We start from the raw sequence: 13,618 nt of genomic DNA, 5'->3' as shown, positions 1-13,618 counted from the left end.
CCCCTACGCCTCCTTCTTGGTGTCCGCGGGCACCGGCTTGAGCATCACCATGCGTTGCTGGGCGATGCGCCGGTCCACCCGGGTGCGGTCCTTGACGTCGCCGGCCAGCTGGCCGCAGGCGGCGTCGATGTCGTCGCCGCGCGTCTTCCGCACCGTCGTGACGATACCAGCATCACTCAGGATTTTCGCGAAAGCCTGCACGCGCTGTTGCGGGGAACGCACCAGCCCCGAGGCCGGGAAGGGGTTGAAGGGAATCAGGTTCAGCTTGCAGGACACGCCGCGGCCGCGGTGCGTCTGCAGCAGGCGCGCGAGTTCCACGGCCTGCTCCGGCAGGTCGTTCACGCCATCGAGCATGCAGTACTCGAAGGTGATGAAGTCGCGCGGCGCGTGTTCCAGGTAGCGGTTGCAGGCGTCCAGCAGGTCCGCGACGGGGTACTTCTTGTTCAGGGGGACCAGCTTGTCGCGCAGTTCGTCGTTGGGCGCGTGCAGGGACACGGCCAGCGCCACCGGGGCGTCCTCGCCCAGGCGGTCGATCATCGGCACCACGCCGGAGGTGGAGACCGTCACGCGCCGGCGCGACAGGCCGTAGCCGTGGTCGTCCAGCATGATCTTCAGCGCCGGCACCAGCGCCGCGTAGTTCTGCAGCGGCTCCCCCATGCCCATCATCACCACGTTGGAGATGACGCGCTCGCCATTGGTTTTCAGGTGCTGGCGCAGGAAGTGCTCGGCGAACCACAGCGCGCGACGATCTCGCCGGTGGAGAGGTTGCGCGAGAAGCCCTGGTGGCCGGTGGAGCAGAAGCGGCAACCGACGGCGCAGCCCGCCTGCGAGGAGATGCAGAGGGTGCCGCGGTCGTCCTCGGGAATGAACACGGATTCGACGGCGTCGCCGCCGCCCACGTCGAACAGCCACTTGATGGTGCCGTCGGACGATTCGTGCTGGGAGAGGATGGGGAGGCCCTCGATGCGGGCATTGCCCTCGAGCTTCTCCCGCAGCGACCTGGCCAGGTCCGTCATCTGGCCGAAGTCGCGCGCGCCCTTCTGGTGGATCCACCGGAACAGCTGGGTGGCGCGGAAGCGCTTCTCACCCAGCTCGGCGCAGAACGTGGCCAGACCCTCGAGGTCGAAATCGAGCAGGTTGGCCGTCATCGCATGCGCGCGTTAGCGCTGGTACACGTTCATGCCCGGGAAGAAGAAGGAGACTTCGACCTTGGCGGTTTCGGGGGCGTCGGAGCCGTGCACCGCGTTGGCGTCGATGCTGTCGGCGAAGTCGGCGCGGATGGTGCCGGCGGCGGCCTTCTTGGGGTCGGTGGCGCCCATCAGGTCGCGGTTCTTCAGGATGGCGCCCTCGCCTTCCAGCACCTGGATCATCACCGGGCCGGAGATCATGAAGTCGACCAGGTCCTTGAAGAAGGGACGCTCCTTGTGCACGGCGTAGAACTGCTCGGCTTCGCGGCGCGACAGGTGGGCCATGCGGGCGGCGACGATCTTCAGGCCGGCGGCTTCGAAGCGCGCGTAGATCTGGCCGATCACGTTCTTGGCGACGGCGTCGGGCTTGATGATGGAAAGGGTGCGTTCGATGGCCATGCTGGTTCCTGGGGCTTGATGTTTTAGGGTTTTGCCGGAGGCAAAAAGTTCGGCAAAGCCCGCAATTCTAGCGGGCCGCCGTGTCGGGAGCGTGACGAAGGGGTGCTCAGCGGCCGCCGCGGCCGCCACCGCCACCGCCGCCGCCACCACGGCGCGGGCCGCCACGGCCACCGCCGCCGCCCGGCATGCCGCCGCCCCCTCCGCCGCCGCCGCGGCGCTGGCGATTGAAGCTGTCGGCGCCGATGTAGCCGACCGAGGTCTTCATCGGGTCCGGCTGGTTGTTGCCGCCGCCGGCGCCTCCACCAGCTCCGCCTCCGCCGCCCTTGTTGCGGCGACCCTGGCCGCCCTGGCCCTGGCCCTGCCTGGGGTTGCCCAGGGGTTGGGCTGGCGCGGCGAGGGGCCACCCTGCGGCCGCGGGCCGTCGCCGCGGGTGCCGCCGCTGCGGCGCTTGTTGCGTCCGCCGCCCTTGCCCCCGCCTTCGCCACCCTGCTCGCGGCCGCGCTCGGGCCGGGACAGGCCGGTGGCGCCGGCGGCGCGGGACAAGGCGTCGATGTCGCGCTCGTCCAGCTCCATCCAGCCACCGCGCTTCAAGCCGCGGGGCAGCACCATGGCGCCGTAGCGGATGCGGATGAGGCGGCTGACGGCGTGGCCCACGGCCTCGAACAGGCGGCGCACCTCGCGGTTGCGGCCTTCGTGGATGGTCACGCGGTACCAGACGTTGGAGCCTTCGCCGCCGCCTTCCTCGATTGAGCCGAAGGAAGCGCGGCCGTCATCGAGCTCGACGCCGTCCAGCAGGCGCTCGCGCTCCTCGTTGCTCAGCGCGCCCAGCACGCGCACCGCGTACTCGCGCTCCAGGCCGAAGCGCGGATGCATGAGCTTGTTGGCCAGTTCGCCGGAACTGGTGAACAGCAGCAGGCCTTCGGTGTTGAGGTCCAGCCGGCCGACCGACTGCCACTTGCCCTGCTGCAGCTTGGGCAGCTTGCGGAACACGGTGGGACGGTTCTGCGGGTCGTCGTGGGTGACGACCTCGCCGACCGGCTTGTGGTAGGCGATCACGCGCGGCGGCGGCGGCGCGATGCGCACGCGGATCGGCTTGCCATTGACCTTGATCTGGTCGCCGAACTGGATGCGCTGGCCGATGTGGGCGGGTTCGTTGTTCACCGAGATCCGCCCCTCCATGATCAGCTGCTCCATCTCCAGCCGCGAGCCCAGGCCGGCCTGCGCCAGCACCTTGTGGAGCTTGGGCGTTTCCGGCTGCGGCGCCAGCACGCGCTTGGGCGGCGACGCCTCGGAGGCTTCCTCCTCCGCGTCGAAGCGGCCGGAGATCACGTCGACGAAGCGGTCGCCCGGTTCGGCCGGCGTGACGCCGGGTTCGCGGCCCTGTTCCGCGGCTTCCGGCCTGCGCTCCCCGTTGCCGTTGCCGTCCGCGTCGTCCTCGTCCTCGTCCTCGTCGTCGCCCTGGACCTGGCCGGGCGCCGCGGCGCGCGCGGGTCTTCCGGCTCGCCCGCCGTGGGCAAGGCGCCCTGTTCCGCCTCGGGCTCGCGCTTGCCGGCCTCCGGGCTGTCGTCGGAAGGGGCACGCGCCATCGCGTCGGTCGGTTCGTTCATTGCTTCAGGTCTCGATGGCTTGCGGGGCGTCGTGGTCGCCGATGCCGGCGTCGTTGGAGGCGGTGGGAGGTGTTTCGGCGGGCTGTTCCTCGCCGGGGCCGGGCGGCGGGGCCTCGTCGCCGGCGTCGATCGCGAGTTCCGGCTGCGGCAGCGCGGATTGCGCGAGCGCCTCGAACACGCCGTGCTGCGTGGGGCTCTGCAATTCGGGCAGCTGGTCGAGCGAGGCGAGCCCGAGGTCGTCGAGGAACTGGCGCGTGGTGGCGTAGAGGGCCGGGCGGCCGACGGCCTCGCGATGGCCGATCACTTCCACCCAGCCGCGGTCTTCCAGCTGCTTGAGGATCTGCGTGTTGATGGTCACGCCGCGGATGTCTTCCATGTCGCCGCGGGTCACCGGTTGCCGGTAGGCGATGATGGCGAGCGTCTCCAGCGCCGCGCGGCTGTACTTCGGCGGCTTCTCGGGATGCAGCCGGTCCAGGTACTCGCGCATGTCGGGCCGGCTCTGGAAGCGCCAGCCGCTGGCCACGCACACCAGCTCGACGCCGCGCTGCGCCCAGTCGTCCTGGAGCTCCGCGAGCAGTTCCTTGATCGTGTCCGCCCCGAGTTCGTCGCCGAACAGCACGCGCAACTCGCGCACCTGCAGCGGCTGCTGGGTGCAGATCAGCGCGGTTTCGAGGACGCGCTTGGCATCCGCCGTATTCATCGTTTCGTCGTGATGGAAGAGGCGCCTCGCACGGCGCCGCTGTTCTGGGCCAAGGGCTTGGTTGGGGTCGCCGCCGGGGCGCTTTTCCCTCCAAGGGACGCCTGGGCGGTAGCCGCTGCGGACACGCCATCGAAGGCTGCCGCCGCGGGCTGGCTCGTGAGCCATTCGGATTCATTGTATCGCAGGCCCCAGGCCGACCATGCATCACGCAGGTCCGGCGGCAGGGGTGCGTGGAATGCGAGCGGCACGCCGGTCACGGGATGCGCGAACGCGAGCTTGAAGGCGTGCAGCGCCTGCCGCGCCAGGCCGGCCGCCGGAGCGCCCCCATAGAGCGGGTCGGCCACCAGGGGATGGCCGATGTGTGCCATGTGCACGCGGATCTGGTGCGTGCGCCCCGTTTCCAGCGTGCACAGCACGGCACAGCCGGCATCGCCCTGCTCCAGCAGCTCGAACACGGTGGCGGCGGGCTTGCCCGAGTGGCGCTCGGGGTCCACCACCGCCATGCGCAGGCGGTTGCGCGGATCACGGCCGATCGCCGCTTCCACGCGGCGCCGGGCCGGTCCCTGCCAGGGACGGTGCACCAGCGCCAGGTACTGCCGCGCCACCTCGCGCGCCGCGATCATCGCCACCAGCCTGTCCATGGCCGCGCGCGTGCGGGCCACCACCATGAGCCCGCTGGTGTCCTTGTCCAGGCGGTGCACGATGCCGGCGCGCGGCAACATGCGCGCCTGCGCGTCGCGCGCCAGCAGTCCGTTGAGCAAGGTGCCTGTCCAGTTGCCCGGCGCCGGGTGCACCACCAGGCCGGCCGGTTTGTCGATGACCAGCAGGTGCTCGTCCTCGTGCACCACGGACAGCGGCATGTCCTGCGGGATGAAGGCCTGGCTTTGCGGCGTGGGCCGCAGTTCCACCTCGCCGGCCTCGCCGGCGCGCACGCGCTGCGAGGGCTTGGCGGCGACCGCACCACGCAGCCGCACGGCGCCCTCGGCGATGAGCTGCTGGAGATAGCTGCGCGAAAATTCGGGCACCAGGTGGGCCAGCGCGCGGTCGAGCCGCTCGCCGTGCATCGCAGCCGAAACGGTGAAGGCGCGGGTTTCCGCCTCGGCACCCGGCTCATCGAGCAGGTCTTCCGTCGCGGGTTGCAGGGGGTCCGTCGATATAATGGCTCGCCCTTAGGTCAAGAGAGTTGCATGGTCGTCCGAGCCAAATTATCCGTGGTCCCCGTCGTGCTCGCCGCATCCCTGCTGGCGGGCTGCTCCAGCCTCAAGACGGACGACGACAAGACCGCGACGTGGAGCCCCAACAAGATCCACGCGGAAGCGCGCGACGAGATGAGCGGCGGCGCCTACGAAAAGGCGATCCCGCTGCTGGAGAAACTCGAAGGCCGCGCCGCCGGCACGCCGCTGGCGCAGCAGGCGCAGCTCGATCGCGCCTACGCCCACTACAAGGCCGGCGACCAGGCGCAGGCGCTCGCCACGCTGGACCGCTTCATCAAGCTGCACCCGGCCAGCCCGGCGCTCGACTACGCGCTGTACCTCAAGGGCATCGTCAACTTCAACGACAACCTGGGCCTGTTCTCCAACATCACCAAGCAGGACCTGTCCGAGCGCGACCAGAAGGCAGCCAAGGAATCCTTCGAGTCCTTCAAGGAACTGGTCGCCCGCTTCCCCGAATCGCGCTACGCCTCCGACGCGAGCGCGCGCATGACCTACATCGTCAACTCGCTGGCGCAGTACGAGGTGCACGTCGCCCGCTACTACTACAGCCGCGGCGCCTATGTGGCGGCGATCAACCGCGCGCAGTCGGCACTGTCCGACTACCGCGACGTGCCGGCGCTGGAAGAGGCGCTGTTCATCCTGATGCGCTCGTACGACGCGCTCGGGATGGCGCAGCTGCGCGACGACACGCGGCGCGTGCTGGAGAAGAACTATCCGCGCAGCCCGTACCTGACGGGGAGCGCCCGGGCGGGGCAGAAGCCGTGGTGGCAGCTCTGGTGATCTGACCCCGGCACGCGGCGTCGCGGTTCGGCGCTGCGCGCGCTCACCACGAACTACGAAGCCGCCAGCCGTTCCAGCGCCGCCTCGAACTCCGCCTCGTCCCCCAGCCGCCGCATCGGCGGCAGTGCCGCCAGCAGGCGGCGCCCGTACCCCATCTGCACCAGCCGCGTGTCGCACACCACCAGCAGACCCTGGTCGGTCTCGCGGCGGATCAGGCGGCCGGCGCCCTGCTTGAGCGCCACCGCGGCTTCCGGCACGAAGTAGTCGTTGAAGGGACTGCGGCCCTGCGATTCCAGGCGCTGGCCGCGCGCCTCCACCAGCGGATCGCCCGGCGGCGGAAGGGGCAGCTTGTCGATGATCACCAGCTGCAGCGCCTCGCCCGGGACGTCCACGCCTTCCCAGAAGGATGCGGACGCGACCAGGATGCAGCCCGGGCGCCCGTGGCCCGCGCCTTCGCGGAAGCGCTCGATCAGCCGGCGCTTGGGCCACTGGCCCTGCACCAGCACCTCGAGTTCCCCGGAGCCCTGGAAACGCGCCTGCAGCTGCTCGCCGATCGCGCGCAGCGCCCGCAGCGTGGTCGTCAGCACCATGGTGCGTCCGCCGATGCGGCGCGCCGCCTGCTCCGCCACGCGCGCGACGGCGCCACTGTGCGCCGGGTCGTTGGGGCGCGGCAGGCTGCGCTGCGCGGCACGCAGAGCGCCGCCTGCGAGGGATAGTCGAAGGGACTCGCCACGCGCAGCACCTGCGCCTGCTCCAGGCCGCAGGGCTCCGTGAACCAGGACAGGCGCGCGTCGTCGCCCAGCGTCGCCGAGGTGAAGACCCAGGCTCGCCGCGGCGCGTCCTCGTCGTCCTCCTGCGCCTCGCCGGACTTCAGCATCTTCTGCTGCACCGCCTCGGCGATGTCCAGCGGCGACTCCACCAGCCGCAGGTGCGTGCCGACGTCCAGCCAGCGCACGCTGCCAGGCTCGGGTTCGCCGTCGAAGGCCTGAACGCGCTGCGCCAGCAGCGCCGCGCGTTCGTGCAGGCGCACGAAGTCGGGTGCGATCTCGCTGACCGTCGCCAGTCCTTCCGCGGCCTGCTCCAGGGCGGCCTGCAGCGTGGCCAGGCCCTCCCGCCAGCTCGCTTCGTCCACACCCTCGGGCGCGCCCGTGCTCCAGCGCAGGCGCGCACCGGACGCCGCGCGCCCCACCAGCAGGCGCAGGTCGCGCGTGGCGCGCTCCGTGGCCGCGGCCAGCTGCTGCCAGTCCACCAGGCCGCGCGCGAACTGCAGGCCGGCGCCCAGCATGTCGCGCGCGAAGTCCAGCACCTGGCCGGTGCCGACCTGGCGCCCGAGGAACTGCACGCCGGTCTCATTGAGCTGGTGCGCCTCGTCGAAGATCACCACGCGCACGCTGGGCAGCAGTTCGGCCATGCCCGACTCGCGCACGGCCAGGTCGGCGAAGAACAGGTGGTGGTTGATCACGACGATGTCGGCCGCCATCGCCTCGCGCCGCGCGTTGTTCACGTGGCAGTCGCGGAACTTGGGGCATTGCGAACCGAGGCAGTTCTCGCGCGTGGAGGTCACCAGCGGCAGCACGGGCGAGCGCTCGTCCAGGCCCGGCATCTCGGCCAGGTCGCCGGTGCGCGTGCCCTGCGCCCATTCCTCGATCTTCGCCAGCGTCCGCAGCGCCGTGCGATCGGGCAGGCTCGCGTCGTGGCGCGCCAGCTCCAGCCGGTGGCTGCACAGGTAGCTGGCGCGGCCCTTGAGCAGCGCCATGCGCACGGGCAGCCCCAGCGCCTCGGCCAGGCGCGGCAGGTCGCGGCCGAACAGCTGGTCCTGCAGCGTCTTGGTGGCGGTGGACAGCAGCACCCGCTCGCCACTGAGCAGCGCGGGCACGAGGTAGGAGAAGGTCTTGCCGACGCCGGTGCCGGCCTCCACCACCAGCGCGCCGCCCTGCGTGATGGTGCGCGCGACGGCCACCGCCATCTCGGTCTGGCCCCCGCGGGGGCGGAAGGCATCGGCCGCGCGGGACAGAACGCCGCCCGGCACGAAGGCCTCGCGCGCGAGCTCTTCGAGGTCCAGCACGGGCACGGACGGCCCCGCGTGCACGCCGGCGGGCTCGTCGTGGTGGCCCGGCGACGCAACTGCCGAATCCGTCATCACGCGGGTTCTTTGGGGTCGAGGGCGAGTTCCATCCGCGCGATCTGGTCGCGCAGCGCGAGGCGGCGCTTCTTCAGGCGGCGCATCATGAGTTCATCCACGGGCGTCTGCTGCGCGGCACGGTCGATCATCGCGTTCAGGTCGGCGTGCTCCATGCGCAGCTCGATCAGGCGCCGTTCGGGAGAGTGCAGGTTCGAATCCAAGGTAAAAAGCTCTGGCGGCGCCGGGTGCCGGACAATAATACGTCTTTGCCAGACAATCATCCAGCGAACGCGCGCCAGCGCACCCCTTCTCGCCCATGAGCAGCACCACCAAAGGTTACCGACTCACCGCCTCCACCGGCATCCACAAGGGGGACCGGGAGTACCAGCAGGACCAGATCGCGCTGATCTCGCATCCGCGCCTGAACGGATGCGTGCTCGGCGTCGTGGCCGACGGCATGGGCGGGCGCAGCGGCGGCCGCAAGGCTTCCGACCAGGTGATGATGACCTGCCGCCAGCTGTTCGAGCGCTACTCGCCCGACGCCGACGATCCGCCGACGGTGCTGCGCCAGATGGTGCAGGAGTCGCACCTGGTCATCAAGCTGACCGCGATTTCCTCCGAGCAGGAGCCGCACAGCACCATCGCCGCCTTCATCATCAACCCCAACGGCGAGTGCTACTGGGTGCACGCCGGCGACTCGCGCATCTACCATTTCCACGCCAACCGGCTGGTCAAGCGCACCATGGACCACTCCTACGTGCAGACGCTGGTGGACCGCGGCGAGCTGACCGAGGAAGAGGCCAACGTCCACCCGCAGTCCAACATCCTCATGGGGTGCCTGGGCGCGGAGGACGACCCGCCGGCGGACGTCCACTACATCGAGCAGCTGCGCCCCGGCGACACGCTGCTGGCCTGCAGCGACGGCGTGTGGCACTACTTCAATCCCGACGAGCTCGGATCGGTGCTGTCCTCGCTGTCCCCGCGCGAAGCCACCGAGTTCCTGATCGACAAGGCACGCTCGCGCGCGCACGGCGGCGGCGACAACCTGTCGCTGGTGATCGTGAAGGTGGAGCCGCTGGCCGCCTGAGCGGCCGGCCCGCGTCCTACTTCGGGGCCGGCAGGCCGGAAGCCGCGGGCTTGGCCCGCCTGGCGATCCGCGCGGCCACTTCGGCCCGGTGCTGTTCGGCTTCCCGCTGGCGCTTCTCGTAGGCGGCGCGGTTCTTCGCGGCCTCCTCGGGCGTGGGCGCGAAGGTCTTCTTGGTGCGCTCCGCGCGCGGCGTCCCCTGGGGATCGGGCGCGCCGCGTGCGCCCTTCTGGCGCGGACCGCGCTGGGCCCGTTCCGCCTCGTCGGCCGCGCGCTTGGCGGCCTTCTCCGCGGCGGCCTGTTCGCGGCCCTGTTGCTCGGCCAGGGCGCGGGCCCTCCGTTCCGCCGCTTCCTTCTGCCGCTCGGGCGTGTTGCGCTCGTCCAGATCCTTCTGGCGCTCGGCGGCGCGCCGCTTGCGCTCGGCATCGTTCAGCAGGCGTTCCTGCCGGCGCAGCTCGGCGAGCCGGGCGTTGCGCAGGCGCGTGGCCTTGTCCAGGCAGTCGTTCACCGCGAACCTCGCGCGGCAGGCCTTGTCCTCCTCGACGTAGCGGGCCTCTGCGGCGGCGCGTTCGACCTTGATGCGTTCGCGCTCGGCGGCGTCGTCCTGCGCCTGCGCGGGCAGCGCGGCAAGCAGGGCCAGGGTGCAGGCCAGCAGGTGCTTCATGTCAGGCGGGTGTCGACGGTGCGGTGTTCCAGGGCGAGGAAGTCCGTGGACTGCATCTCGTTCAGGCGCGAGACCGTCCGCGGGAATTCGTGGGCCAGGGGCCCCTCCGTGTACAACGCTTCCGGTGGGACCTCGGCCGACAGGATCAGTTTGACACGCCGGTCGTAAAGAACGTCCACCAGCCAGGTAAACCTGCGTGCTTCCGAGGCCGTGCGCGCGGACATGCGCGGCACGTCGCTCAGCAGGACGGTGTGGAACTGGGTGGCGATCTCCAGGTAGTCGTTCTGCGAGCGCGGGCCGCCGCACAGGGTGCGGAAGTCGAACCAGATCACCCCGCCGGCCTTGCGGCGCGCGCGGATCTCGCGGTGCTCGATGTGCAGCAGCGGATCCTCGTCGTGCGAAGCGGCCAGCCGGGTGAACGCGTCGTGCATCTCGGCGTCCGCCTGCGCGCCCAGGGGCGTGTGATAGAGCTTCACCTGCTCCATGGTGCGGCGCCGGTAGTCGGTGCCGTTGTCCACGCTGATCACTTCCAGCTTGTCGTTCAGCAGCGCGATGGCGGGCAGGATGCGCTCGCGGTGCAGGCCGTTGGGATACAGGTCGTCGGGGCGGAAGTTCGAGGTGGTGACGAAGCCCACGCCGTTGTCGAAGAGGGCATCCAGCAGCCGGTGCAGGATCATCGCGTCGGTGATGTCGGCGACGTGGAACTCGTCGAAGCACACGAGGCGGTAGCGCCGGGCGATGCGCGCGCCCAGTTCGTCCAGCGGATTCTGCATGCCCTGCAGTTCCGCCAGCTCCCGGTGCACCTCGCGCATGAACTCGTGGAAGTGCAGGCGGGTCTTGCGCACCACCGGCACGGCCTGGAAGAAGCAGTCCATCAGGAAGCTCTTGCCGCGGCCGACCCCGCCGTGCATGTACACGCCGCGCGGGATGGGTGGCCGGTTGATCAGCTTCTTGAAGGCGTTGGAGCGCTGCTCCTTGTACGCCGCCCACTCGGTGGCGCAGCGCTCCAGCGCCTCGATCCCGCGCAGCTGCGCGGGATCGCTGGCGTAGCCGCGCGCCTCGAGCTCCGATTCGTAGACTGCGCGAACGGATCCCACGCGCTTGAGCATCTCTTAGAAGTTGAGAGTGCGCTTGTCGACGGCCAGCGCCGCTTCCTTGGTCGCTTCCGACAGCGACGGGTGCGCGTGGCAGATGCGGGCGATGTCCTCGGCGGAGGCCTTGAACTCCATCGCGACCACCGCCTCCGAGATCAGCTCGGAAGCCATCGGGCCCACGATGTGCACGCCCAGGATCTCGTCGGTCTTGGCGTCGGCCAGGAACTTCACCATGCCCGTCGTGTCGCCGAGAGCGCGGGCGCGCCCGTTGGCCATGAAGGGGAAGGTGCCGGCCTTGTACTGCACGCCGTCGGCCTTGAGCTGCTGCTCGGTACGGCCGACCCACGCGATCTCGGGGCTGGTGTAGATCACCCAGGGGATGGTGTTGAAGTTCACGTGCCCGTGCTGGCCGGCGATGCGCTCGGCCACGGCCACGCCCTCTTCCTCCGCCTTGTGCGCCAGCATCGGGCCGCGCACGACGTCACCGACCGCCCACACGTTGGGCAGGTTGGTCCTGCACTCGTCGTCCACCACGATGGCGCCGCGCTCGTCCAGCTTCAGGCCGACGGCCTCGGGGTTCAGGCCCTTGGTGTTGGGCACCCGGCCGATCGACACGATCAGGCGGTCGGCCTGCAGCCTCTGCGCCTCGCCCTTGGCGTTGGTGTAGGCGACCGACAGGCCCTTGCCTTCCGGCTTGATCTCGCCGACCTTCACGCCCAGCTCGATCTTCAGGCCCTGCTTGGTGAAGGCCTTGTGCGCCTCCTTGGCGATCTGCTCGTCGACCGCGCCCAGGAAGGTGGGCAGGGCTTCCAGCACCGTCACTTCCGAGCCCACGCGGCGCCACACCGAGCCCATCTCCAGGCCGATCACGCCGGAGCCGACCAGCACCAGCTTCTTGGGCACCGCGCCGATGCGCAGCGCGCCGTCGTTGGACAGCACCAGTTCCTCGTCGAAGGGCACGCCCGGCAGCGCCCGGGCGCTGGAGCCGGTCGCCACGATCACGTGCCTGGCGGTGACGGTCTCGTCCGCCGCGCCCTTCACCTGGATCTCGTAGCCCTCCCCGCCCGCCTTGGCGAACGAGCCGCGGCCGTGGAAGAAGGTGACCTTGTTCTTCTTGAACAGGTAGAGGATGCCGTCGTTGTTCTGCTTCACCACGGCGTCCTTGCGCGCGATCATCTTGCCGATGTCGATCGCCAGGTCCTTCATGGAGATGCCGTGGTCGCCGAAATGCTTGCCGGCTTCCTCGTAGTTCTCGGAGGACTGCAGCAGCGCCTTCGAAGGGATGCAGCCGACGTTGGTGCAGGTGCCGCCCGGGGCGGGCTTGCCGTCCCTGGTCTTCCACTCGTCGATGCAGGCGGTGTTGAAACCCAGCTGCGCCGCGCGGATCGCCGCGATGTAGCCACCGGGGCCGCCGCCGATGACGACGACGTCAAAGTTCTTTGCCATGTTTTCTTCTTAGATGTCGAACAGCAGGCGGGCCGGGTCTTCCAGCGCTTCCTTCATCGCCACCAGGCCGAGCACGGCTTCGCGGCCGTCGATGATGCGGTGGTCGTAGGACATGGCCAGGTAGTTCATCGGGCGGATCACGATCTGGCCGTTCTCCACCACCGCGCGGTCCTTGGTCGCGTGCACGCCCAGGATGGCGGACTGCGGCGGGTTGATGATGGGGGTGGACAGCATGGAGCCGAACACGCCGCCGTTGGAGATGGAGAAGGTGCCACCGGTCATCTCCTCGATGCCCAGCTTGCCGTCGCGCGCCTTGGCGCCGTACTCGGCGATCTTCTTCTCGATGTCGGCGAAGGACATCTGGTCGGCGTTGCGCAGGATGGGCACCACCAGGCCGCGCGGCGAGCCCACCGCGATGCCGATGTCGAAGTAGCCGTGGTAGACGATGTCGTTGCCGTCCACCGAGGCGTTGAGCACCGGGTACTTCTTGAGCGCATGCACGGCGGCCTTCACGAAGAAGGACATGAAGCCGATCTTGACGCCGTGTTCCTTCTCGAACTTCTCCTGGAACTTCTTGCGCATCTCCATCACCGGCGCCATGTTCACCTCGTTGAAGGTGGTCAGGATGGCGTTGGTGGACTGCGACTGCAGCAGGCGCTCGGCGACGCGGGCGCGCAGGCGCGACATCGGCACGCGCTGCTCGGGGCGGTCGCCCAGGTCCACCACGGGGGCGGAGACCTGCTGCAGCGGCTGGCGCGCGGACGCGGCGGCGGCGGGCATGGGAGCGGCGGCGGCCTTGGCGATGACGCCCGAAGCCAGCGCGCTGATCACGTCGCCCTTGGTCACGCGGCCGTCGCGGCCGGTGCCGCCGACGGCGCCGGCGGGCACGCTGTTGTCGGCCATCATCTTGGCGGCGGCGGGCATGGCCACGCCGGACTTGGAGCCGCCGGCAGCAGCCACCGCGGGTGCGGCGGCAGCGGCAGTGGCCGCGACCGGGGCGGCCTTGGCGGCGGCGGGCGCCGCGGCGCCGGCCTTGGCCTCGGTGTCGATCCGGGCGATCACCTGGTCGGAGGTGACGGTGGCGCCATCGGCCATGACGATCTCGCCCAGCACGCCGGCGCTGGGCGCGGGCACTTCGAGCACCACCTTGTCGGTCTCGATCTCGATCAGGATCTCGTCCTGCGCCACGGCCTCGCCGGGCTTCTTCTTCCACTGCAGCAGGGTCGCTTCGGCAACGGATTCGGACAGTTGCGGGACCTTCACTTCAACGATAGCCATTTGATTCTTCCTTGATTCTGTTCGGTGCACCGCGCGGTGACCG

At 70.1% G+C, this 13,618-nt stretch carries 11 protein-coding genes and 3 pseudogenes; 2 read left to right on the top strand and 12 right to left on the bottom strand.

All coding sequences use genetic code 11. From position 1 onward, the window contains the following. Positions 1 to 3 precede the first annotated feature (3 nt). The 6 genes and pseudogenes from rlmN to HK415_RS06465 all read right to left on the bottom strand — a co-directional run. A pseudogene (gene rlmN / locus HK415_RS06485) lies at positions 4 to 1,148 on the bottom strand (dual-specificity RNA methyltransferase RlmN). A 12-nt stretch (positions 1,149 to 1,160) separates the two neighbouring features. Continuing rightward, positions 1,161 to 1,586, bottom strand: coding sequence for a nucleoside-diphosphate kinase (gene ndk / locus HK415_RS06480; protein ID WP_171557491.1), 426 nt, complete (start codon positions 1,584 to 1,586; stop codon positions 1,161 to 1,163). A 106-nt stretch (positions 1,587 to 1,692) separates the two neighbouring features. Next, the gene (locus HK415_RS26890; protein WP_373684534.1) at positions 1,693 to 1,851 is read right to left on the bottom strand and encodes a hypothetical protein; all 159 of its coding nucleotides are present in this window, start codon (positions 1,849 to 1,851) and stop codon (positions 1,693 to 1,695) included. Further along, the gene (locus HK415_RS06475; RefSeq protein ID WP_373684533.1) at positions 1,848 to 2,915 is read right to left on the bottom strand and encodes a pseudouridine synthase; all 1,068 of its coding nucleotides are present in this window, start codon (positions 2,913 to 2,915) and stop codon (positions 1,848 to 1,850) included. The genes HK415_RS26890 and HK415_RS06475 overlap by 4 nt, the downstream gene beginning before the upstream one ends. 282 nt (positions 2,916 to 3,197) lie before the next feature. Next, positions 3,198 to 3,893 carry an SMC-Scp complex subunit ScpB gene (gene scpB, locus HK415_RS06470; protein ID WP_171557488.1) on the bottom strand — a complete coding sequence of 232 codons (696 nt, stop codon included), beginning with the start codon at positions 3,891 to 3,893 and terminating at the stop codon, positions 3,198 to 3,200. Between the two features lie 167 nt (positions 3,894 to 4,060). Then, a pseudogene (locus HK415_RS06465) lies at positions 4,061 to 5,014 on the bottom strand (RluA family pseudouridine synthase); the annotation flags it as partial. A 66-nt stretch (positions 5,015 to 5,080) separates the two neighbouring features. On the opposite strand from HK415_RS06465, the gene HK415_RS06460 reads away from it, so the two are divergent. Next, on the top strand, positions 5,081 to 5,887 hold the full coding sequence (locus HK415_RS06460) for an outer membrane protein assembly factor BamD (protein ID WP_171557483.1): 807 nt from the start codon (positions 5,081 to 5,083) through the stop codon (positions 5,885 to 5,887). A gap of 53 nt (positions 5,888 to 5,940) precedes the next feature. On the opposite strand, the pseudogene yoaA reads toward HK415_RS06460, so the two are convergent. Both yoaA and HK415_RS06450 read right to left on the bottom strand, forming a co-directional pair. Further along, positions 5,941 to 7,949, bottom strand: a pseudogene (gene yoaA, locus HK415_RS06455) (DNA repair helicase YoaA). 77 nt (positions 7,950 to 8,026) lie between these two features. After that, positions 8,027 to 8,230, bottom strand: a complete 204-nt coding sequence (locus HK415_RS06450; RefSeq protein ID WP_171563206.1) for a YdcH family protein — start codon at positions 8,228 to 8,230, stop codon at positions 8,027 to 8,029. A gap of 95 nt (positions 8,231 to 8,325) precedes the next feature. On the opposite strand from HK415_RS06450, the gene HK415_RS06445 reads away from it, so the two are divergent. Then, entirely contained in the window at positions 8,326 to 9,096 is a 771-nt protein-coding gene (locus tag HK415_RS06445) for a PP2C family protein-serine/threonine phosphatase (RefSeq protein WP_171557480.1), read from the top strand. A gap of 16 nt (positions 9,097 to 9,112) precedes the next feature. Here the strand turns inward: HK415_RS06445 and HK415_RS06440 are convergent, their stop codons facing one another. Genes HK415_RS06440 through odhB form a run of 4 tightly spaced genes read right to left on the bottom strand, consistent with a single transcriptional unit; the run spans position 9,113 to position 13,575 of the window. Next, positions 9,113 to 9,757 (bottom strand): hypothetical protein, encoded by a 645-nt coding sequence (locus tag HK415_RS06440; protein ID WP_171557478.1) that lies wholly within the window; start codon positions 9,755 to 9,757, stop codon positions 9,113 to 9,115. Continuing rightward, positions 9,754 to 10,866, bottom strand: a complete 1,113-nt coding sequence (gene zapE, locus HK415_RS06435; RefSeq protein ID WP_171557476.1) for a cell division protein ZapE — start codon at positions 10,864 to 10,866, stop codon at positions 9,754 to 9,756. The genes HK415_RS06440 and zapE overlap by 4 nt, the downstream gene beginning before the upstream one ends. A gap of 3 nt (positions 10,867 to 10,869) precedes the next feature. Beyond that, positions 10,870 to 12,297 (bottom strand): dihydrolipoyl dehydrogenase, encoded by a 1,428-nt coding sequence (gene lpdA, locus HK415_RS06430; protein ID WP_171557473.1) that lies wholly within the window; start codon positions 12,295 to 12,297, stop codon positions 10,870 to 10,872. A gap of 9 nt (positions 12,298 to 12,306) precedes the next feature. After that, the gene (gene odhB / locus HK415_RS06425) at positions 12,307 to 13,575 is read right to left on the bottom strand and encodes a 2-oxoglutarate dehydrogenase complex dihydrolipoyllysine-residue succinyltransferase (RefSeq protein ID WP_171557471.1); all 1,269 of its coding nucleotides are present in this window, start codon (positions 13,573 to 13,575) and stop codon (positions 12,307 to 12,309) included. Between the last annotated feature and the right edge of the window lie 43 nt (positions 13,576 to 13,618).

The organism is Ramlibacter montanisoli, from assembly GCF_013087525.1.
Lineage (GTDB): Bacteria > Pseudomonadota > Gammaproteobacteria > Burkholderiales > Burkholderiaceae_C > Ramlibacter > Ramlibacter montanisoli.
The sequence above is the reverse complement of the archived record's forward strand: the minus strand, read 5'-3'. Positions and strand labels throughout refer to the sequence as shown.

Coding starts and splice junctions, on each gene's coding strand:
- HK415_RS06445 (WP_171557480.1), top strand. CDS start 8,326: ATGAGCAGCACCACCAAAGGTTACCGACTCACCGCCTCCACCGGCATC.
- zapE (WP_171557476.1), bottom strand. CDS start 10,866: ATGCTCAAGCGCGTGGGATCCGTTCGCGCAGTCTACGAATCGGAGCTC.
- HK415_RS06460 (WP_171557483.1), top strand. CDS start 5,081: ATGGTCGTCCGAGCCAAATTATCCGTGGTCCCCGTCGTGCTCGCCGCA.
- HK415_RS26890 (WP_373684534.1), bottom strand. CDS start 1,851: ATGAAGACCTCGGTCGGCTACATCGGCGCCGACAGCTTCAATCGCCAG.
- odhB (WP_171557471.1), bottom strand. CDS start 13,575: ATGGCTATCGTTGAAGTGAAGGTCCCGCAACTGTCCGAATCCGTTGCC.
- HK415_RS06440 (WP_171557478.1), bottom strand. CDS start 9,757: ATGAAGCACCTGCTGGCCTGCACCCTGGCCCTGCTTGCCGCGCTGCCC.
- scpB (WP_171557488.1), bottom strand. CDS start 3,893: ATGAATACGGCGGATGCCAAGCGCGTCCTCGAAACCGCGCTGATCTGC.
- lpdA (WP_171557473.1), bottom strand. CDS start 12,297: ATGGCAAAGAACTTTGACGTCGTCGTCATCGGCGGCGGCCCCGGTGGC.
- ndk (WP_171557491.1), bottom strand. CDS start 1,586: ATGGCCATCGAACGCACCCTTTCCATCATCAAGCCCGACGCCGTCGCC.